Source organism: Gemmobacter aquatilis, assembly GCF_900110025.1.
Lineage (GTDB): Bacteria > Pseudomonadota > Alphaproteobacteria > Rhodobacterales > Rhodobacteraceae > Gemmobacter > Gemmobacter aquatilis.
The window spans coordinates 140096-160626 of the sequence record NZ_FOCE01000005.1 but is presented as its reverse complement, the minus strand read 5'-3'; the positions used below and the strand labels follow the sequence as shown (position 1 = coordinate 160626).

20 protein-coding genes are annotated in these 20531 nt (G+C 66.2%); 18 read left to right on the top strand and 2 right to left on the bottom strand.

Annotated elements, in window-relative coordinates:
* The first annotated feature begins 63 nt into the window (after window positions 1-63).
* From BMX43_RS10700 to pcaF, 10 genes are read left to right on the top strand one after another with little or no spacing between them, the layout of a single operon-like run.
* Window positions 64-1281 carry an ABC transporter substrate-binding protein gene (locus BMX43_RS10700; RefSeq protein ID WP_091301168.1) on the top strand — a complete coding sequence of 406 codons (1218 nt, stop codon included), beginning with the start codon at window positions 64-66 and terminating at the stop codon, window positions 1279-1281.
* Between the two features lie 50 nt (window positions 1282-1331).
* On the top strand, window positions 1332-2204 hold the full coding sequence (locus BMX43_RS10695; RefSeq protein ID WP_091301166.1) for a branched-chain amino acid ABC transporter permease: 873 nt from the start codon (window positions 1332-1334) through the stop codon (window positions 2202-2204).
* The gene (locus BMX43_RS10690; RefSeq protein WP_091301164.1) at window positions 2201-3154 is read left to right on the top strand and encodes a branched-chain amino acid ABC transporter permease; all 954 of its coding nucleotides are present in this window, start codon (window positions 2201-2203) and stop codon (window positions 3152-3154) included. Before BMX43_RS10695 ends, BMX43_RS10690 begins: the two co-directional genes overlap by 4 nt.
* Complete coding sequence (locus tag BMX43_RS10685) at window positions 3151-3897, top strand: ABC transporter ATP-binding protein (RefSeq protein WP_091301467.1); 747 nt, start codon at window positions 3151-3153, stop codon at window positions 3895-3897. The genes BMX43_RS10690 and BMX43_RS10685 overlap by 4 nt, the downstream gene beginning before the upstream one ends.
* Window positions 3897-4604, top strand: coding sequence for an ABC transporter ATP-binding protein (locus BMX43_RS10680; protein ID WP_091301162.1), 708 nt, complete (start codon window positions 3897-3899; stop codon window positions 4602-4604). Before BMX43_RS10685 ends, BMX43_RS10680 begins: the two co-directional genes overlap by 1 nt.
* Before the next feature lie 15 nt (window positions 4605-4619).
* Window positions 4620-5780 (top strand): acyl-CoA dehydrogenase family protein, encoded by a 1161-nt coding sequence (locus BMX43_RS10675; RefSeq protein ID WP_091301161.1) that lies wholly within the window; start codon window positions 4620-4622, stop codon window positions 5778-5780.
* A gap of 24 nt (window positions 5781-5804) precedes the next feature.
* Window positions 5805-7454, top strand: a complete 1650-nt coding sequence (gene aliA / locus BMX43_RS10670) for a cyclohexanecarboxylate-CoA ligase (protein ID WP_091301159.1) — start codon at window positions 5805-5807, stop codon at window positions 7452-7454.
* On the top strand, window positions 7451-8203 hold the full coding sequence (locus tag BMX43_RS10665; protein ID WP_091301157.1) for an SDR family NAD(P)-dependent oxidoreductase: 753 nt from the start codon (window positions 7451-7453) through the stop codon (window positions 8201-8203). The genes aliA and BMX43_RS10665 overlap by 4 nt, the downstream gene beginning before the upstream one ends.
* Before the next feature lie 8 nt (window positions 8204-8211).
* Window positions 8212-10266, top strand: a complete 2055-nt coding sequence (locus BMX43_RS10660) for a 3-hydroxyacyl-CoA dehydrogenase NAD-binding domain-containing protein (RefSeq protein WP_091301155.1) — start codon at window positions 8212-8214, stop codon at window positions 10264-10266.
* Window positions 10267-11472, top strand: a complete 1206-nt coding sequence (gene pcaF / locus BMX43_RS10655) for a 3-oxoadipyl-CoA thiolase (protein WP_091301152.1) — start codon at window positions 10267-10269, stop codon at window positions 11470-11472.
* A 5-nt stretch (window positions 11473-11477) separates the two neighbouring features.
* Here pcaF and pepT read toward each other — a convergent pair whose 3' ends face one another.
* Entirely contained in the window at window positions 11478-12719 is a 1242-nt protein-coding gene (pepT, locus tag BMX43_RS10650; RefSeq protein WP_091301150.1) for a peptidase T, read from the bottom strand.
* A 67-nt stretch (window positions 12720-12786) separates the two neighbouring features.
* The gene (locus tag BMX43_RS10645) at window positions 12787-13641 is read right to left on the bottom strand and encodes a LysR substrate-binding domain-containing protein (RefSeq protein WP_217643952.1); all 855 of its coding nucleotides are present in this window, start codon (window positions 13639-13641) and stop codon (window positions 12787-12789) included.
* 86 nt (window positions 13642-13727) lie between these two features.
* Here BMX43_RS10645 and BMX43_RS10640 point away from each other — a divergent pair, with 86 nt between their 5' ends.
* The 8 genes from BMX43_RS10640 to BMX43_RS10605 all read left to right on the top strand — a co-directional run bounded on the left by BMX43_RS10640 (window position 13728) and on the right by BMX43_RS10605 (window position 20531).
* Window positions 13728-14489, top strand: coding sequence for a beta/alpha barrel domain-containing protein (locus BMX43_RS10640; protein WP_245749445.1), 762 nt, complete (start codon window positions 13728-13730; stop codon window positions 14487-14489).
* The gene (locus BMX43_RS10635; protein WP_091301146.1) at window positions 14482-15138 is read left to right on the top strand and encodes a phosphoribosyltransferase family protein; all 657 of its coding nucleotides are present in this window, start codon (window positions 14482-14484) and stop codon (window positions 15136-15138) included. Before BMX43_RS10640 ends, BMX43_RS10635 begins: the two co-directional genes overlap by 8 nt.
* A gap of 69 nt (window positions 15139-15207) precedes the next feature.
* Window positions 15208-15912 carry a GntR family transcriptional regulator gene (locus BMX43_RS10630; protein WP_091301144.1) on the top strand — a complete coding sequence of 235 codons (705 nt, stop codon included), beginning with the start codon at window positions 15208-15210 and terminating at the stop codon, window positions 15910-15912.
* 218 nt (window positions 15913-16130) lie between these two features.
* Window positions 16131-17252, top strand: a complete 1122-nt coding sequence (locus BMX43_RS10625; protein ID WP_091301142.1) for an ABC transporter substrate-binding protein — start codon at window positions 16131-16133, stop codon at window positions 17250-17252.
* Window positions 17252-18157 (top strand): ABC transporter permease, encoded by a 906-nt coding sequence (locus tag BMX43_RS10620; protein ID WP_175482082.1) that lies wholly within the window; start codon window positions 17252-17254, stop codon window positions 18155-18157. The genes BMX43_RS10625 and BMX43_RS10620 overlap by 1 nt, the downstream gene beginning before the upstream one ends.
* Complete coding sequence (locus BMX43_RS10615) at window positions 18154-18942, top strand: ABC transporter permease (protein ID WP_091301138.1); 789 nt, start codon at window positions 18154-18156, stop codon at window positions 18940-18942. The genes BMX43_RS10620 and BMX43_RS10615 overlap by 4 nt, the downstream gene beginning before the upstream one ends.
* On the top strand, window positions 18939-20027 hold the full coding sequence (locus BMX43_RS10610; RefSeq protein ID WP_217643951.1) for an ABC transporter ATP-binding protein: 1089 nt from the start codon (window positions 18939-18941) through the stop codon (window positions 20025-20027). The genes BMX43_RS10615 and BMX43_RS10610 overlap by 4 nt, the downstream gene beginning before the upstream one ends.
* Window positions 20028-20039: 12 nt before the next feature.
* Window positions 20040-20531 carry a nucleoside deaminase gene (locus BMX43_RS10605; protein WP_091301135.1) on the top strand — a complete coding sequence of 164 codons (492 nt, stop codon included), beginning with the start codon at window positions 20040-20042 and terminating at the stop codon, window positions 20529-20531.

The window sequence follows — 20531 nt, the reverse complement described above, 5'->3', positions numbered from 1 at the left end:
CTGTCGAGGAGGGCGGGGCGCCATCGCCGGACATTACAAACCAAGAACAGGGAGGATTATAGGATGCGTGTACAAATTCTGTGCGCCGCTTCGGTGCTGGCACTGGCTGCGGGGGCCGCACTGGCCGAGGGCGAGGCGCTGAAAGTGGGCTATGTCACCGGGCTGACCGGCGCCTGCGCCCCGATTTCGGAAGACGGGCTGAACGGATCGAAGCTCGCGGTGGCCGATCTGAACGCCAAGGGCGGGATTCTGGGCCGCCCGGTGGAACTGCTGATCCGCGACAGCCAGACCAAGCCGGAAGAGGGCGGCAAGCAGGCGCGGGAACTGGCAGCCTCGGAAGGGATCGAGATGCTGACGGGCGTCTGTTCCTCGGCCGTCATGCTGGCGGTGAACGAGGTGGCGAAGGAATTCAAGCTGCCGCATCTGGCGATGATCGGATCGACCCAGAAGGCGAATATCGAGGCGTTCAACCCCTATTTCATCCAGACCCAGGCCAATGCCACGATGGAGGCGCGTGCCGCTGCCGAATATGTGGCCAAGAAGGCCGAGTGGACGCGCATCGCCCCGATGGGCTTTGATTACGAATGGGGGCACACCTCGGTCGAGGCCTTCACCGCGCGGCTGAAAGAACTGCGCCCGGATATCGAGATCACCGAGCCGGTCTACATGAAGGTCGGCGAGGCGAATATGGGGCCCTATGTGACGGCGGCGCTGTCCTCCAAGCCCGATGCGGTGTTTGCGGCGGTGTTCGGCGGCGGGCTGGTCAGCCTGATCAAGCAGGGGCAGGCTTTCGGTCTGTTCCAGAAATCGAACCTTGTCACGCTGCTGACGGTGGACACGCTGCAATCCATGGGCAGCGCCATGCCCAAGGATCATGTCTATGGCATCGCCCGCGCGCCCTTCTTCGCGCTGGAGCAGACGCCGGAACTGGCCGCCTTCATCGAGGCTTACCGCGCCGCCTATGGCGAATACCCGACCGACTGGGCGATCAACGGCTATGACGCGATGATGTTCTACGCCAAGGCCGCGACCGATGCGGGCGAAACCGGCGGCGATGCGGTGGTGGCCGCCTTCCAGACTGGCAGCTTCGACGGATTGAAGGCCAAGGGTTTGAAACTGCGCGGCTTTGACGGGCAGATGGATGCGCCCGCCTATGTGGGCGAGGTGAATTTCGATCCCGCCTTCCCCTTCCCGACGATGAAGAATGTCGAGAAGTTCGCCGGTGCCTCGCTGATGTTCAGCGAAGAGACCATCCAGGCCATGCGCGACGCCGCGCAATAAGGGGCGGAGGCGGCGCCGGGTACTGCCCGGCCTGCCACCGGAAAACAACCATGATCTGGGTTCAGCTTGTGAACGGGCTGATGGAGGGCATGATGCTCTTCCTCATCGCCTCGGGATTGACGCTTATCTTCGGTGTCTCGCGCATCGTGAATTTCGCCCACGGCTCGCTTTACATGCTGGGCGCCTTTCTGACCTATGCTTTCGTGCCGCTGATCGCGCCCGGCACGGTGGCGGGCTTCTTTGCCGCCGTGCTGGCGGCAGGGCTGGTGACGGCGGTGATCGGCACGGCGTTCGAGGTGCTGGCGCTGCGCCGCATCTATGGGCGCGACAGCCTGATGCAGCTGATCATCACCGTGGCACTGGTGTTCATCATCCGCGATCTGGTGCGCTGGATCTGGGGGCCGAACAGCCTGATGGTGCCGGTGCCCGATGCGCTGCTGGGCGCCTGGGTGGTGGGCGAGACCTGGTTCCCGCTGTTTCCCTTCGTGATCTTCGCGGCGGGTCTGGTGGTGGTGGTGGCGATGATCGGCACGATCCGCTTCACCCGGGCGGGCATCCTGTTGCGCGCCGCCACCGATGATCGCGGCATGGTGGCGCTGCTGGGCAGCAACGAGAAGCTGATCTTCACCGGCGTCTTTGCGGCGGGGTCGTTTCTGGCGGGGATCGCCGGGGGCATGGCCGCGCCCTATGGCGACGTGAACTATCTGCTGGATACCACGGTGATCGTGTCGGCCTTCATCGTCTGCGTGATCGGTGGGATGGGCAATCTGTATGGCGCGCTGGCCGGGGCGATGGTGGTGGGCCTCACCAAGGCGGTGGGGGTGATGTATTTCCCGCGCCTGTCGATGATGTTGATTTTCCTCATCATGGCGGCGGTGCTGGTTGCGCGGTCGATGGGCCGTCAGGGAGGGCCTGCACGATGAGCCTGCTGTCCAATCAAATGAGCCCGGCGCGCTGGGCGGTTCTTCTGGCCGCCGTTGTGGGGCTGGAACTGGCCAACCGGCTGACCGGGGCGGGCACCTCGCTGATGCTGGCCGAGATGCTGATCCTTGCGATCTTCGCGGCCTCGCTGAACCTGTTGATGAGCTATGGGCACATGGTCAGCTTCGGCCATGCCGCGTTCTTCGGGCTGGGCGCCTATGGCTTTACCCTTGCGGTCAGCCGGGCCGGGTTGCCGGTGGAACTGGCGCTGCTGTTCGGGCCGCTGCTGGCGGGGTTTGGCGGGCTGGTGTTCGGCGCACTGTGTGTGCGGCTGACCGAGATCTACTTTGCCATGCTGACGCTGGCCTGTGCCCAGATCACCTATACCGTGCTGTTCCAGTGGTATGACGTGACGGGCGGCGATACCGGCATCACCGGCTTCATGCCTGCCCGGTTCGGCCTGTCCGAGGCGAATTTCACCACGCTGGTGCTGGTTGTGCTGGCGGTCTGTCTGGCGCTGATGGCGCGGCTCGTCGCCTCGCCCTTGGGCCTTGCGATCCGCGCCGTGGGGCAGGACCGCTGGCGGGCCGAGGCGCTGGGCCTTGCGCCACGCCGGGTGCAACTGGTGGCCTTCGTGATCTCGGCGGCCTTCGCCGGGGTGGCCGGCACGCTGTTCGCGGCGTTCCAGGGCGCGGCCTTCCCCGATTATGCCGGGCTGGGCTTCACGCTGGAGGCGCTGATCATGGTGGTTCTGGGCGGGCTGCACAGCTTCTGGGGCGGGGTTCTGGGGGCGGTGCTGTTCACGCAACTGCGCCACTGGGCGCCCGTGCTGACCGGCCATTGGGGCCTGCTGCTGGGCATCGTTCTGCTGATCTTCGTCATCGCCCTGCCGCATGGCGTGGCCGCGCTGGGCGCCCGTCTGGGCCTTGGCCCGAAAGGAGACCGCGCATGAGCCCGCTTCTGTCAGCCCGTCAGGTGCGCAAGGCCTATGGCAGCTTTGTTGCGCTGAACAATATCGACTTCGATCTGGCGCGCGGCGAACGCCATGCACTGATCGGCCCGAACGGAGCGGGAAAATCCACCTTCATCGCCTGCATTGCCGGGCAGTTGCCGGGGGTGGAAGGCTCGATCCGCTTCAAGGGCGACGAGGTGGCGCGGCTGCTGCCCGCCGAGGTGGCGAAACGCGGGATCGGGCGCACCTTCCAGATCAGTCGGGCCTTTCTGCAGATGAGCGCGCTGGAAAACATGACCGCCGCCTTCATCATCGCCTCGGGGCGCTGGGCCAGCCTGTCGCGCGCCCTGCTGGCCGAGGCGGAGGACCGCGCGGGCGGGATGCTGGCCACGGTGGGCCTTGCCGCGCGGGCGGGCAGCCGCGTGGCCGACCTGTCGCTGGGCGACCGCAAGCGGCTGGAATTCGGCATGGTGCTGGCGGGCGACCCCGATCTGCTGCTGCTGGATGAACCGACGGCGGGCATGTCGATCAAGGAACGCCATCACCTGATGGAACTGGTGGCGACCCGCGCCGAAGAGGCGGGCAAGACGTTGCTGTTTGTCGAACATGACATCGACGTGGTGCTGAAGATCGCGCAGCGCGTGACGGTGATGGTGCGTGGGGCGGTGCTGGCCGCCGGAACGCCCGTCGAAATCGCCGCCAACGCACAGGTACAGGCCGTTTATCTGGGGGGGCATCACTGATGCTGCGTCTGACATCCGTCCATGCCGCCTATGGCAAATCCGAGGTGCTGCACGGCATCGACGTTGCGGTGCAACCGGGGCAGGTGGTCTGCCTGATCGGGCGCAACGGGGTGGGCAAATCCTCTACCATGAAGGCCATCGTGCAGGATCAGATCACCGTCACCGGCGGCGAGATCACCTTTGATGGCGCCTCGCTGGCGGGCCTGTCGCGGCACGAGATCGTGCGGCGCGGTGTGGGCTATGTGCCCGAAGACCGCCGCGTCTTTGCCACGCTGACCGTGCTGGAAAACCTGCGGGTGCCGCGCAAGGTGGTGGCGCAGGACCGGCGCATGTGGAGCCTCGATCAGGTCTTCGCGCTGTTCCCGCAGCTTCACGATTACCGCCACCGCATTGCCGGGGTGATGTCGGGCGGCGAGCAGCAGATGCTGTCGATTGCCCGTGCCCTGCTGACCCAGCCGAAGCTGCTGCTGCTGGACGAACCGCATGAAGGGCTGGCGCCCAAGGTGGCCGAAGAGGTGGTGGATGCCATTGTGGCGCTGAAGGCCGAGGGCGTTGCGATGATCGTCTCGGAACAGGCGCTGAACACCATCCGCCGCTGTGCCGACCGGGTGATCGTGGTGGACCGGGGCAGCACCGTTTGGGAAGGCACGGTGGATGCCTTCTATCAAGATCCTGAAATCGCAAGAAAATATCTGATGGTCCAATAGGGCCGGGAGAGACGCATGACCCGAACGATTTTCGATACCGAAGAACTGGATGCGATCCGCGATCTGGCCCGCAAATTCGCGCAAGACCGCGTGGCGCCGGGCTACATGGCACGCGAAAAGGCCGGGGCGATGGATATGGCGCTGGTGCGCGAGATGGGCAGCCTTGGCCTGATCGCCCCCGAACTGCCCGAGGAATTCGGCGGCATGGGGGCAGAGTTCCTGTATTCCGGCGCCATCGTCGAGGAAATCGGCCGCGCCGATTTCACCTTTGGCTATATCCCGCTGCTTGCCTCGCTGAACGGCCAGATCCTTGCGCAATTCGCCAAGCGCGAGATTGCCGCCGAATGGCTGCCCAAGCTGACGGCGGGAGAAATCGTGCTGTCCATCGGGCTGACCGAACCCAAGGGTGGATCGGATGCCGCCAGCCTTGGCCTGCGGATGGAACGCGACGGCAACCACTATATCCTGAACGGCGAGAAAACCTCGATCTCGGCCAACCAGATTTCGGCGGGCACCGTGCTGTTCGCCCGCTCTGGCCGCCCCGAGGACAAGGCGCGTGGCGTGTCGGCGCTGTTGGTGCCGATGGATCTGCCCGGCATCACCACCTCAAAATTCTCGAACATGGGGCAGAATTCCATCGGCCACGGTTCGATCTGGTTCGACAATGTGCGGGTGCCAGTGGACTATCTGCTGGGCGAAGAGGGCAAGGGCTTTGTGCAGGTGATGCAGGGCTTTGACTTCTCGCGCAGCCTGATCGGCCTGCAATGCCTTGGCACCGCGCGGCAAAGCCTGGATGAAACCTGGGCCTATGCCGGGGAACGCCGCGCTTTCGGCAAGCCGCTGGCCAGCTTTCAGGGCGTGGCGCATCAACTGGCGGATTTCGACACCAAGGTCGAGGCGGCGCGGCTGATGTCGATGAATGCGCTTTGGCTGAAGGACCGGGGCCTGCCGCATACCGCCGAGGCGGCGATGACCAAATGGTGGCCGCCGCTGCTGGCCTATGAGGCGATCCATGCCTGCCTGCTGATCCATGGCCATGCCGGCTATGCCGACGCGCTGCCCTTCCAGCAGCGGCTGCGCGATGTGCTGGGCCTGCAGATCGGCGACGGCACGGCGCATATCATGAAGAACATCATCGCGCGGGAACGCGCGGGCCGCGACGCGGTCAGCGGCTGACGCCGGAACAGGGAGGAGGACACCATGAAATTCGATGCGGTTCTGATCGAACCCCGCCGCGCCCGGATGGAGGCCGAAGGGCTTTGGCCGGGCAAGACCCTGCTGGATTACTTCGAGATGCGGCTGGCCGAAAAGCCCGATGCGCTGGCACTGACCGCCTTTACCGTGGCGACCGGCGCGCGGGCCGATCTCACATGGGCCGAAATGGACCGCCTGTCGTGGCGGGCGGCGGCGGGTCTGCACCGGCTGGGGCTGGGGAAGGACGATGTGCTGGCCTGCCAGTTGTCGAACTCGTGGCAGTTCGTGGTGCTGTATATCGCCTGCCGCAAGCTGGGTGTGGTGTTCAACCCGCTGATGCCGATCTTCCGCGAACATGAACTTCTGTTCATGTTGCGCCATGGCGAAGCGAAGGCCTTTGTCGTGCCAAAGCTGTTCCGGGGTTTCGATCACGAGGCGATGGCCGAAGGAATGCGCGGCAGCCTGCCCGATCTTGAACATGTCATCGTCATGGGGGGCAGCGGCGCCAACAGCTTTGACGCCTTGCTGCAAGACCCGGCGCTGGAGGCCACGCCGGACCTGCGTGCGATCAGCGCCCGCGACCGCGGCGATGCGAATGATGTGTGCCAGCTCATCTACACCTCGGGCACCACGGGGGAACCGAAGGGCGTGATGCACAGCGCCAACACCATGTATGCCAACCTTGTGCCCTATGCCGAACGGCTGGGGCTGGGGGCGGGGGATGTGGTGCTGATGGCCTCGCCCATGGCCCACCAGACCGGGTTCATGTATGGCTTCCTGCTGCCGGTGATGCTGGGCGCGCGCATGGTGCTGATGGACAGCTGGGACCGCGTGCTGGGCGCGCAACTGGTGGCGCAGGAGCGTGTCAGCTTCACCATGGCCTCCACTCCCTTCCTGATGGATCTGTCCACCACGGTCGAGGAACTGGGAACCGATTCCTCCAGCCTGCGCATTTTTCTGTGCGCGGGCACGGCGATCCCCGGCGCGGTAGTGGAACGGGCGCAGCGGATCCTGGGAACCAAGGTGATCTCGGCCTGGGGGATGACGGAAAACGGCGCGGTGACGCTGGTCAGCCCGTCGGACCCGGACGAACGCTCGATCAACACCGATGGCTTCCCGCTGCCGGGGATCGAGTTGCAGGTGCGCGGCCCGGATGGGCAGGTGCTGCCCACCGGGCAGGAGGGCGAGCTGTATGTGCGGGGCTGTTCCAACTTCGGCGGATATCTGAAGCGTCCGCATCTGAACAATGTCGATGACGCAGGCTGGTTCGACACCGGCGACATCGCCCGGATCGACGCGCAGGGTTACATCCGCATCTGTGGCCGGTCGAAAGACATCATCATTCGCGGTGCGGAAAACATCCCGGTGATCGAGGTGGAATCGATCCTGTTCAAGCACCCGGCAGTGCAGAGCGTGGCGATTGTCGGCTATCCCGACGAACGTCTGGGTGAGCGGGCCTGTGCCTTCGTGGTGCCGAAGGCGGGGCAGGATTTCAGCTTTGATGACATGCAGGCACATCTGAAGGCGCATCACCTGGCAGTGCAATACTGGCCGGAACGGCTGGAAGTGCGGCAGGCGCTGCCTTCCACCGCCTCGGGCAAGATCCAGAAATTCGCGTTGCGCAAGATGCTGCGGCAGGAAATGGGGCTGGAATGAGCGTCGCGGGCAAGATTGCCGCCGTCAGCGGGGCGGGCGGGCCGATGGGGCGTGCCGTCATCGCCCGGCTGGTGGCGGGGGGCATCGGCGGGCTGGCGCTCACCGACATTTCCGCCACGCGGCTGGCCGAGGCGGTGGCGGCGCTGCCGCCCGGCCTGCCGGTGGTGGCATTGCGCGGCGATGTGACGGTGGCGGACGAGGCTGCGGCCTTCACCGCTGCCGCGCTGGATCGGCTCAAAGGTGTGGACCTGCTGGTGAACCTTGTGGGCGGCATCCGCTCGCGCCAGCTTTACACCCCGTTTCTGGAGATGGAGGAGGCGCAGTTCCGCGCGACCTTCGATCTGAACCTGATGGGCGGCTTTCACCTGACCCGTGCCTTCGCGCCGGGGATGCTGGCGCGGCGCTGGGGGCGGATCGTCAACATTGCCACCATCGTCTATGGCGGCGAGGCGGGGCAGGCGGATTACGCGGCGGCCAAGGCGGCGGTCGCCTCGCTGTCCCGGTCCCTCGCGGCGGAATTCGCGCCGGATGTCACGGTGAATTGCGTGGCGCCCGGGCTGACCAATACCTCTGTCACCCGGCTGATGCCCGAGGCGGAGCAGAACCGGCTGGTCGGGCAGGCCTTCCATCGCCGCATGGCCGAGCCTGCGGAGACCGCCGAGGCGGTAGCGTTTTTCCTAAGCGACGCCGCCCGGTTTATCACCGGCGAGATGATCGCCGTCTCGGGCGGCATCCGCCCGCATCTTTGAGGTTTCCCATGGCTGTGCGCTATTTGATCGAGGATCAGGTCTGTCTGATCACGCTGGACAATCCGCCGGTGAATGTCATCGGGCAGGCTTTGCGCGCGGGGCTGGTCGCTGCGCTGGAGGCGGCCGAGGCGGCGGGGGTGCAGCGCATCATCCTGACCGGCGCCGGGGCGGCCTTTGCCGCCGGGGCCGATGCGCGGGAATTCGATACTCCGCCCGTGCCGCCGCATCTGCCCGATGTGCTGGCCCGGCTGGAACGCCTGCCTGCCATTGCCGCGATCAATGGCACAGCGCTGGGAGGCGGGCTGGAGATCGCGCTGGCCTGCCGCTATCGCATCGCCGCGCCCAAGGCGCTGCTGGGCCTACCCGAGGTCACGCTGGGCGTGGTGCCCGGCGCAGGTGGCACACAGCGCCTGCCGCGGATCATCGGCATGGCCAAGGCGGCGGATCTGATTGCCGAGGGTCGCACCTTCCTTGCCCCCGAGGCGCTGGATCTGGGCGTGATCGACGCCATCGCCGCTGATCCGGTGCAGGCCGCGCGTCGGCTGCCCGATGCGGTACTGGCCTGCCACCTTGCCGCGGCCGACCGGCCCACGCCCGCGCCCGAACCTCTGACGACCGCCCGCGCCCGTGCGGCGAAACGCACCGCCGGGCAGGTGGCGCCGCAAGTGGCGCTGGATCTGGTGGAGGCCGCGACCCTGCCTCTGCCCGAAGGGCTGGCCCGCGAACGCGCCGCCTTTCTTGCGCTGCGCGACAGCGATCAGGCCCGCGCGCTGCGCCATGTGTTCTTCGCCGAGCGCGCGGCGATGGGCCGCAAACCCGCCGCCCCGGCCACCGAGATCACGCAGGCCGTGGTGGTGGGGGGGGGCACCATGGGGGCGGGCATCGCCTATGCGCTGGACGGGATCGGCATCGCGGTGACGCTGGTCGAAACTGGCGCCGAGGCCGCCATCCGCGCCCGCGCCAATCTGCAAAACCTGTTCGACGAAGCGGTGCGCCGGGGCAAGCTGACGCCGGAGGCCGCAACGGCGCGGGCGGCGGGGATCGCGGTCGTCACTGGCTATGACGCGCTGCCCCCCGCCCAGATCGCCATCGAGGCCGCGTTCGAGGATATGGCGGTCAAGCGCGCGATCTTTGCCGCGCTGGATGCCGCGCTGCCGGAAACCACGGTGCTGGCCACCAATACCTCTTACCTTGATGTGAACCGGATCGCCGAAGGCATCCGCCACCCCGACCGCCTGCTGGGCCTGCATTTCTTCAGCCCGGCGCATGTGATGAAACTGCTGGAGGTGATCCGCGCCAGCGCCACCTCGGACACCACCTTTGCCACCGCGCTGCGGCTGGCGCAGCGGCTGAAGAAACTGCCGGTGGAGGCCGGGGTCTGCGACGGGTTCATCGGCAACCGCATCCTGACGCGCTATCGCCAGACCACCGACATCCTGCTGATGGACGGCGCCTTGCCGTGGGAGGTGGATGCCGCGCTGGAAGGCTTCGGCATGGCGATGGGGCCTTATGCGGTGCAGGATCTGTCGGGGCTAGACATCGCCTATGCCAACCGGCAGCGCAAGAACCTGAAGGCGCAGCCTGGGGTCCGCTATATTCCCATCGCCGACCGGATGGTCGAGGAGTTGAAGCGGCTGGGCCGCAAGACCGGCGCGGGTTGGTATGACCATGGCGGGGCGAGCCCCGCGCCGTCTGCCGAGGTGGCGGCGCTGATCGCCGAAAGCTCGGTCGCCGCTGGTATCCGCCGCCGCGCCATTCCGGCAGGGGAAATCGTGGAACGTGCGATCACCGCGATGATTGCCGAAGGCTTTGACATCCTTGAGGAAGGCATCGCCCGTCGCCCCGCCGACATCGATCTTGTGCTGATCCATGGCTACGCCTTTCCGCGCTGGCGGGGCGGCCCGATGCACCATGCCGATACCCTCGGCCTGCCGCAGTTGCTGAGCCGGATCACCGGCTATGCGGCGCAAGACCCGCTGTCCTGGCGCGTGCCGCCGCTGCTGTCGCGGCTGGTGGCGGAGGGGCGCCGCCTTGCCGATCTGAACCTCTCTGAAAGGGCCTGACTGATGGATGCCTTCATCTGCGATTATATCCGCACCCCGATTGGTCGCTATGCCGGGGCGCTGGCCCCGGTGCGGGCCGATGATCTGGCGGCGCTGCCGCTGGCGGCGTTGCTGGCGCGCAATCCGGGGCTTGACCCCGCGATGATCGAGGAGGTCTGGCTGGGCTGCGCCAATCAGGCGGGCGAGGATAACCGCAACGTCGCCCGCATGGCGCTGCTGCTGGCGGGCCTGCCGGACAGCGTGCCGGGGGTGACGGTGAACCGGCTGTGCGGTTCGGGGATGGAGGCGGTGGCGGCCGCAGCCCGGGCGGTCAAGGCGGGCGAGATCGGCCTTGCCATTGCCGGGGGCGTGGAAAGCATGACCCGCGCGCCTTTCGTGATGCCCAAGGCGGGTGCCGCCTTTGCGCGCAGCGCCGAGGTGCATGACACGACCATCGGCTGGCGGTTCGTGAACCCGAAGATGCAGGCGGCCCATGGCACCGACTCGATGCCCGAAACCGCCGAGAATGTCGCGGAGGAATACGGGATCGCCCGCGCCGATCAGGATGCCTTCGCCCTGCGCTCGCAATTGCGGGCGGTGGCGGCGCAAGCTAACGGGCGGCTGGCGGCGGAAATCCTGCCGGTGACTGTGGATCTGGGCCGGGGCAAGCTGGCGCAGGTGGCGCAGGACGAACATCCGCGCGCGGGCGCCACGGCTGAGGATCTGGCGAAGCTGCGGCCCATCGTGCGGGCGGGCGGCACGGTGACGGCGGGCAATGCCTCGGGCGTCAATGACGGGGCGGCGGGGCTGATCGTCGCCTCGGCAGAGGTGGCGCGGGCGCAGGGGCTGCGGCCGATTGCGCGGATTGTCGGGGCGGCCTCGGCCGGGGTGGCGCCGCGTATCATGGGCTATGGCCCGGTGCCCGCGATCCGCAAGCTGTGCGCGCTGACCGGGATCGGCCTGCCCGACCTTGCGGTGCTGGAACTGAACGAGGCCTTTGCCGCGCAGGCGCTGGCCTGCACGCGGGTGCTGGCGCTGGCGGATGACGATCCGCGGGTGAACCCCAATGGCGGGGCCATCGCCCTGGGGCATCCGCTGGGCATGACCGGCGCGCGCATCGTGGGCACCGCCGCGCTGGAACTGGCGCGCGGCGGCGGGCGTTATGGCATGGCCGCGATGTGCGTCGGCGTGGGGCAGGGCGTGGCGCTGCTGCTGGAGCGGGTCTGAGCGGCTCAGGCGCCGGGATTTGCCGCCAGTTGCGCCAGACGCAGGCAGACGCGGGTCGCCTTCGCCATGTCCTGTACGCTGACCCATTCCAGCGGGCCGTGGATTTCCTGCATCCCGGTAAAGATATTGGGCGTGGGCACGCCCATCTCGGTCAGCCGCGACCCGTCGGTGCCGCCCCGGATCGGCACCGACACCGGCTCCATCCCCTCGGCCCGGCAGGCGGCGCGGGCCAGTTCGACCGGCGTCATGTCCTGTTCCAGCCAGTAGCGCATGTTGCGATATTGCGGGCGGATGTCGCAGGTGATGCGGGCGCGCGGCTCGGTCGCCTGCACCGTGGCGCAGACCTGCCGCAGCAGATCGCCCTTTGCCGCCAGCCCGTCGCGTTCGAAATCGCGCAGGATGAAGCGCAACTCGGCCTCGGCTGCCGTGCCGCCCATCTGATAGAGGTGCAGGAACCCCTCGCGCCCCTCGGTCACTTCCGGCGTCTGGGTGGCCTGCGGCAGGGTCGCCACGATCTTTGCCGCCAGATGCAGCGCGTTGACCAGCTTGCCCTTGGCATAACCCGGATGCGCCGAAACGCCGGTGATCTTGACCACCGCCCCATCGGCGGAAAAGCTTTCAAACTCGATCTCGCCGGGTTTGGCGCCGTCGAAGGTGAAGGCGAAATCGGCGCCAAGATCCTTAGGCAGCCGGGCATCCACGCCGCGCCCGATTTCCTCGTCGGGGGTGAAGGCGATGCGCAGCGAGGGATGCGGAATGTCGGGATGGGCCAGCAGGTGGCGCGCAGCGGTCATCAGGATTGCCACCCCGGCCTTGTCATCGGCGCCCAGCAGAGTCGTGCCGCTGGCGGTGATGATGTCTTCGCCAAGCTTTTCCGCCAGATAGGGCGAGATTTCGGGTGACAGCAGCAGATCGGGCGCATCGGCAAAGGTGATCGCGCCGCCGTTATAGCCGCGATGCACCACGGGCTTCACCCCCTGCGCGGCAAAGGCGGGGGCGGTATCGACATGCGCCAGCAGACCGATGACAGGCCCCGGCGCGGTGGCGGGTATGGTGGCCAGAACCGCGCCATAATCGGTGATCCGCACCTCTGCCGCGCCGATTTCGGCCAGTTCGGCGGCCAGCATCCGCGACAGATCCAACTGGATCGCCGTGCTGGGCGATGTGGTCGCGTTCTCATCGCTTTGGGTATCGACGGCAGCATAGCGCATCAGGCGCTGTTCCAGTTCGCGGTCAAATTTGGGCATCTTTGGCTCTCCTGCACTTGCCGCGATCACGCCGCCGCGCGGGCGGCGTGTCAAGCCCGCGCGGCGCTCAGATCAGCCGCGCCAGCAGCGATTGCGCCAGCCCGTGCCCGGCCCGGCTGAGCCGGGCGTGTTTGTAGAACAAGCCGATGCGCAGCGGCGCCAGCGGCGGCAGCCCGTCGCCCACATCGGCGCGGCGCAACCCGGCGGCCAGCGTGGCCGGGGTCAGCGCGGTGACCCCCAGCCCCGCGCGGACAGCGGCCACCAGCCCTTCGACATCGTTGCACACCAGCAACGTGCGCCAGGGGCGACCGGCATCGCGCAGCGCACTGCGCATCCGGTCGGCATATTCGCAAGGATCGGGGTGGCGCAGCAGCGGCACAGGGGCGGCCGGATCAAGCTGTACTGCCGCGCTGATCGCCCAGAAGGGCGTCACGCGGAAAGACTGCACCAGCCAGGGCATCCCGTCCTCGGGGGCGATGGCAAAGATCATGTCCAGCTCCTCGGCCGCCAGCGCCGTGCGCAGATCGCGCGAGGCACGGCTCGACACCTCGATCCGCACCCCGCGATGGGCGGCGGCGAAATCGGCAATCGCCTGCAGCATGAAGGCATTCGAGAAATCTGTGGGCACGCCAACCCGCAGCCAGCCCGACAGCCGTTCATCAGCAAAGCTGGCGGCGATGTCGTCATTGATGCGCAGCATCTGCCGCGCCAGCGTATCCAGCGTGCGGGCGGCATCGGTCAGGCGGATCTGCCCCGCCTCGGCCAGCAGCAGCGGCTGGCCGATGATCGCCTCCAGCCGCCGCAATTTCTGGCTGATCGCGGGCTGGGTGCGCCCCAGCGCCTCGGCCGCGCGGGTATAGCCGCCAAGGTCGATGACGGTGACGAAGGCGCGCAGCAGATCGGTGGGGATATTGGTCGGCATGGCATAAGAATCCATTATGCAATGATCAAGTCAATCAATTTCCATTCTGCCGCAATGCAGCGCAGGCTGGCAGCAAGGAGAGTGCCATGACCCCAAACCTGACCAGACACGACTTCCGCCGCCGCTTCGGCTGCACCGGCCCCGTCGTTACCCCTGTGATCCACGTGCTTGGCGTGGCGCAAGTGGCCGAAAACCTCGACCATGTGGCGCGGGCCGGGGCGGCGGGGGCCTTTTTGATCAACCATGATTTCGACCGCGAGACCTTTCTGCCGATCCTGCGCCAGGCGCGGCGCGACCACCCCGACCTGTGGCTGGGCGTCAATTTTCTGGCCGAGGATGGCCGGACAGGCTTTCCGTTGCTGGGGGCGCTGGCGGCAGAGGGGCTGGCCCTTGATGCCCTTTGGGCCGATGACGCCTGTCTGAACGAGACCCGCGCCGATCAGACGGAGGCAGAGGCCATTGCGGCGGCGCGCGCCGCCTCGGGTTGGCAGGGGCTTTATTTCGGCGGTGTCGCCTTCAAGAAGCAGCGCCCGGTGGCCGACGCGGATTACCCGGCCTCCGCCCGGTTGGGCGCGCGCTGGCTGGATGTGGTGACGACCTCGGGCCTTGCCACCGGGCAGGCGCCCGATCTGGCGAAGATCGCCACTTTCCGCGCCGCGATGGGGGATCGTCCGCTGGCGCTGGCCTCGGGCATCACGCCCGACAACGCCGCAGCCTTCTGCGCCGATGTGGACTGTTTCCTTGTCGCCACCGGCATCAACCGCCCCGGCGATTTCTACACCATCGACCCCGCGCGCCTTGACGCGCTTCTGGCCATCACCCGCACGGAGGGAACCCGCCATGACTGACCTGAACAGCCCTGATCTGCACAGCCCGCGCGACAACCGTTGGTATCTGTCGCTGATGTCGCCCAACACCAAGGGGCCGAAATTCGCCTGGCTGGACCCGACCTCGATCTACATCAATCAGGCGGCCTTCGGTGATCTGCTGGATGATCTCTGTGCCGAGATTGCGCCTGACACGGTGGATGTGGTGGGGGGCTGCGATGCGATGGGCTTTGTACTGGGGGCGGCGCTGGCGGCGCGGCTGAACCGGGGCTTCCTGCCGATCCGCAAGGCGGGCAAGCTGTGTGTCGAAACCGACCGGGTGGAGTTTTCCAACTATTCCGGGCGGGAACAGGGGATGGAGATGCGCCAGCCTGCCTTCGCCACCGGCACCCGCGTCTTGCTGGTCGATCAGTGGATCGAGACCGGCGGCACGATGGATGGTGCGATCCGTCTGGTGGAAAGGCAGGGAGGCAGTGTGGCAGGGCTGGTGGCCGTGGCCATGGAAACCAATGCCCGCACCGCCGGGTATCGCGCGCGCTATCGCTGCGTGACGGCGGTGCTGCCGGGCAGCCGCTGGCAGACGCAATGCGATGCCCAAAATCTGGACAGCTTCGCCACCTATCAGGCCGAGCGCACGTTCCCCACCGCAGGGCGCAGCAGTGCTGCCTGATCAGGCTTGCATTTTGCATACGATCTGTCGCCATTATGCGTGCAGTAGCATGTGTAACGAGGCAGGATCATGGCCGCAAAAAAGACGCCGCGCGCCCCGCAATCGCGGACGGAAAAGGTTCATGCCGCCCTGCGGCTGGCGATCATCGAACAGCGCCTGACCCCCGGCGCGCGGCTTCCCGAAGATGCAATCGGCGAAAGCTTCGGCACCTCGCGCACCATTGCGCGCGAGGCGCTGGGGCGTTTGGCCGTGGAAGGGCTTGTCGATCTGATCCCCAATCGTGGCGCCTTTGTCGCCAACCCCTCGCTGGACGAGGGGCGCGATATCTTTGTGGTGCGCAAGGGGCTGGAGCGGATGGTGATGCTGCAGCTTGCGGCGCGCATGACACCAGAAATCGCCGGAATTTTGCAGAAATTTACCGAGGAAGAAGCAATTTACGCCGCTGTCAGCGAGGCTGAGGCCATTCGGCTGGCCGGGGAGTTTCACTTGCGGCTGGCTGAACTGACCGGCAATGTGTTGCTTTTGCGCTATGTAACCGAACTCGTTTCGCGCTGTTCACTGGTTCTGGCGATGTATGGCCGCCCCCATTCCGCCGATTGTGGCGCCGCTGAACACGCCCAACTTGTTGCCGCGCTGGTGGCAGGTGACGGGCCGCGTGCGGCAGATCTGATGGACCATCACCTGGATTCTGTGGCCGGTCGCGCCCTGATGGAACGCGTTGCGCCGCGCGATATCCGCGCCATCCTGTCGGACTATGCGCGCAAGGCCGAGTGACTTCTGGATGATTCGTATCGCGGGAAAATTGCATGCAATCCTGATATAGAAATCCGGCAGCTTTCCAAAATCCGAACCGAGCCCCCCGAAAGATGCCCGAATTTTGTGCGCCAAGAAAATCGAGCCCCTCCTCGCCCGTTTTGCGCCGAATCTGTGATGCCGCAGCGCAGAAGCGCCGCAAGACTTCTCTGCGGGATCAAACGACAGGAGTGGTGCACATGAAGAAATTCAATCTCGACCTCAGCCGCCGGGGCTTTCTGGGCGCTGGCGCGGCCCTTGCCGCCAGCTCGGCGCTGCGCTGGTCGCCGTCTTACGCGCAGGAACCGCAGGTTCTGAACTATCTGTCCTGGCCGGGCAATGCCGACCCCTATCTGGTCGCGGAGTTCGAGAAGGAGAACAACTGCAAGATCGCCATCAAGGAATATGTTGGCGGCGATCAGATGCTGGCGGTGATCAACCAGTCGCCGCCCGGATCCTTCGATGTGGTGCTGGCCGATGCCGAATACATGCACCTGCTGCACGAGGCCGATTTCCTTGAGGAACTCGACCCCGCCGATTACCCGCTGGCCGATTACTGGCCCGAATTCCAGAAATTTCCGCTGCACTGGTTCGACGACAAGCTGTTCGGCGTGATGAGCGATTTCGGCTATCTGGGTCTGTCTTACAACTCGGAAGTCTACAAGCCCGAAGAACTTGCCAGCTATGCCGCGATGTGGGAGGCGAAGGCGAAGGGCAAGGTCGGGTTCTTCGACTGGTATCTGCCCTCGATGGGCTGTGTCAGCCTGTCGAACAAGAACGCCAATCCCTTCGATATTGACGAGGCCGCCTTCGGCGCGCTGAAGGAAAAGCTGTTCTCGCTGAAACCACAGGCCTCGGGCTTCTATACCATTGCCGACATCTTCTCATCGTTGCGCAACGGGCAGGCGCATCTGATCCCCGGCATCGGGGAATGGATCACGCTGGGCCTGCGCATGGACGGCGCGCCCGTTGATACGATCCTGCCGGAAGAAGGCGGCATTCAGTGGACGGAAAGCCTGTCCATCGTGAAGGGCACGCCGAAGAAGGATCTGGCGCGTAAGTTCATCCAGTATACCGCCTCGCCCAAGGGGCAGGTTTTGCAGGCCACCAAGGCCGACAACAAGAAATCCATCCCCTCGATCGCGGGCTGGAAGTTGCTGAACGAAACCATGCCCGATCAGGCCGAAATCCTGCGCCTGCAATTCGACAAGCCGAACGTCATGGATGAATGGAAGAAGGGCCGCATCCACTTCCGCAAACTGCCGGTCCAGCAGGCCATCGAAGACTGGAACGATGTCTGGAGCGAGCTGAAGAGCCTGTGATGACCGAGGCATCCTTGCCCGAAATCTCTGCCGCGTCCTCCCCACCGGGGGGGCGCGGTACGCGGCGCGCCCGGGCCGCGCTGCCTTTGCTGCTGGGCTTGCCGGTGGCGCTGTGGCAGGTGGCGTTTTTCGTGCTGCCGCTGGCCTTTCTGGTGGTGGTGACCTTCTGGAAAGTGCGCAATTTCCGGCTGGCCCCGGCCTTCGATCTGGCGAACTGGGAAAAGGTGCTGACCTCGACCCCATTCCAGCGCGCGCTGGTCTATACCGCCGAGGTGGCGCTGGTGGCCACCGTGCTGTCGATGCTGCTGGCCTTTCCGGCCGCCCATGCGATTGCGCTGCGCCTGTCGGCGCGGGCGCGGGGCCGCTGGATCGCCTTTCTGATCATCCCGGTGTTTTCCAGCTATATCCTGAAGGTCTATGCGTGGCAGGTAGTGCTGTCGCCCGGTGGTCTGGTGAATACCGGGCTGGCCTTGCTGGGTCTGCCTGCGGCGGATCTGCTGGGGGGCACGCTGTCGCTCAACATCGGGTTGCTGACGCTGACGCTGCCGGTGGTGACGCTGATCCTGACCTTCGCGCTGATGGGCATGGATCACAGCCTGATCGAGGCGGCGCGGAATCTTGGTGCATCAAAAGTGCAGGTGCTGACGCAGGTCACGCTGCCTGCGATCAAGCCGGGGCTGGGGCTGGCCGGTGTGACCGCCTTCCTTCTGTCCTTCGGCGACTATGCCAGCCCGGTGTTCCTGACCGGATCAAACCCGCCGACACTGGCGATCCTGATCGTGGACACGGTGAAATCCGGCTCGCAATGGCCGCGCGCCTCGGTGATCGGGGTGTCGATGCTGGCGATCCTCGCGCTGGCCTTCGTGCTGGTGCAGGCGCTGACCCAAAAGAGGAAAACGCGATGACCGGGCGTATCCTGCGCAATCTGTATCTGGCCGCGCTTGCGCTGTTCATCGCCATGCCGATGCTGGTGATCGTGGTGTTTTCCTTCGACGCCAACCGCTTTCCGGCCCTGCCCTGGGGCGGGTTCACGCTGAACTGGCATCGCGAGGCGCTGGCGGATGCGATGATCCTCAGCGCGATGAAGAACTCGGTGATCGTCAGCCTTGGCACGGCGGTTCTGGCGACGGTGCTTGGCTTTTCGGCGGCCTATCTGGATTACCGCTATATGTTCTTCGGCAAGCGCCCGCTGATGCTGGCGGTGGCGGTGCCGCCGGCGGTACCGGTCACCATTCTGGGCATGGCGATGCTGGCCGCGCTGTCGCGCACGCCGATGTTCGGCACGCCTGCCGGGATCATCGTCTGCCATGTGGCGATTGCGGTGTCATTTTCCATGGCGCTGATCCGGCTGCGGCTGGGCGAGCTTGGCCCCGATCTGGAAGCGGCCGCGTGGAACCTTGGCGCCTCGCCGCTGGCGGCGCTGTGGCATGTGGTGATTCCGTTCTGCAAACCCTCATTGATCGCGGCCTTCTGCCTGTCGGCGGCGGTGTCTTTCGATGAATTCATGGTCGCCTGGTTCGTGGGCGGCGTGAACGAGACGCTGCCAGTGCGCGTTCTCAACCTGCTGCAAGGGCAGGTGAACCCCAAGATCAACGCCATCGGCACCCTGGTTCTGGCGATCAGCCTGATCCTTGTGACGCTGGCGCAGCGCTTTGCCCGGCTGGGCGGCGCCGGAAAGGAGACAGCATGACCGAGCCTTATGTGCGCCTTGAGGCGCTGGATATGGCCTATCCGGGGCACCATGCGGTGAAAAGCCTGAACCTCGACATCGCGGCGGGCGAGTTCATCGCGCTGATGGGGCCGTCGGGCTGCGGCAAATCCACCACGCTGCGGATGATCGCCGGGCTGGACAAGCCGACCGGCGGGCGCATCCTGATCGGCGGGCGCGACATGACGGAGGTGCCCGCCGAGGAACGCGGCACGCCGATGGTGTGGCAAAGCCTTGCGCTGTTCCCCTTCCTGTCGGTCGAAGACAACGTGGCCTTCCCGCTGAAGATGCGGGGCGAGTCGCCCAATGCCCGGCGCAGGCTGGCGAATGACTGGCTGGACCGTGTGGGTCTGGGCGGCATGGGCAAGCGCGACATCAGCCAGCTTTCGGGCGGGCAGCGTCAGCGCGTGGCGATTGCGCGGGCGCTGGTCACCCAGCCGTCGATCCTGCTGCTGGATGAACCCCTGTCGGCGCTGGATGCCCACCTGCGGGTGCATCTGCAAACCGAACTGGCCCGGCTGCACCGCGAGCTGAAGATCACCTTCATCTATGTCACCCATTCGCAATCCGAGGCGTTTGCGCTGGCTGACCGCGTGGTGGTGATGGCTGACGGCATCGTGCAGCAGGCGGGGCCGCCGCGCGATGTGTATCGGGCGCCGGTTAACGCCTTTGTCGCGGGGTTCATGGGGATGAACACCCGGCTGGAAGGCACGGTGACCGGGCGCGCCGATGGCATGATCTGGCTCGATTGCGCCGAGGGCCGCATGGCGGTGCCTGATACCGTGCCGGTGGCGGTGGGGGCCGTGCAATCCTTCGTCATCGGCGCCGACCGGCTGCGCCTGCTGGCCGAGGGCATGGCGGCGCCCGTGGGGCAGCCGCAGGTCTCGGGCAAGGTGGTGGGGATGGAATTCGTCGGATCGACGCAGACCATCTTCATCGAATCCGACACCGGGCGCGATTTCCGCCTGCAACGGCTGGATCTGGGCGACGATGCCACCCTGACGCCCGGCACGCCGGTCACCCTGACCTGGGATCCGCGCCACGCCTGGGCCTTGCCAAATACCTGAAAGGAACAAACGATGTATCAGGAAAAATTCATGCGCCGCGCGCTGGAGCTTTCGGCCTCGGCGCTGACCCTGCCGGGCACCGAGCCGTTCGGCGCCGTCATCGTCAAGGATGGCCAGATCGTGGGCGAGGGGCTGAACCATTCGCTGGCGCATTTCGACCCCACTTCGCATGGCGAGACCGAAGCGATCCGCGATGCCTGCCGCAAGCTGCAAACCGTCGATCTGCGGGGGTGCGAACTTTACACCTCGGCCGAACCCTGCGCGCTGTGCGTGGCGGCGATGGTGATTTCGGGCATCGGGCAGCTTTACTATGCCGCCTCGCTGGATCAATGCGGGCCTATCTTCGACAAGCTGCCCTTGGCGGAACGCTTTCCCATCGACGTGGCGCATCTGCGGGCGGAATGTGGCGGGCCGGTGCAGGGCCGGGCACTGCCCGCCGAACAGAAGCTGGACGATGAGGCGGTGGCGATCCTGAAGGCCTGGGCCGCGCCCCGGCTGGCCTGA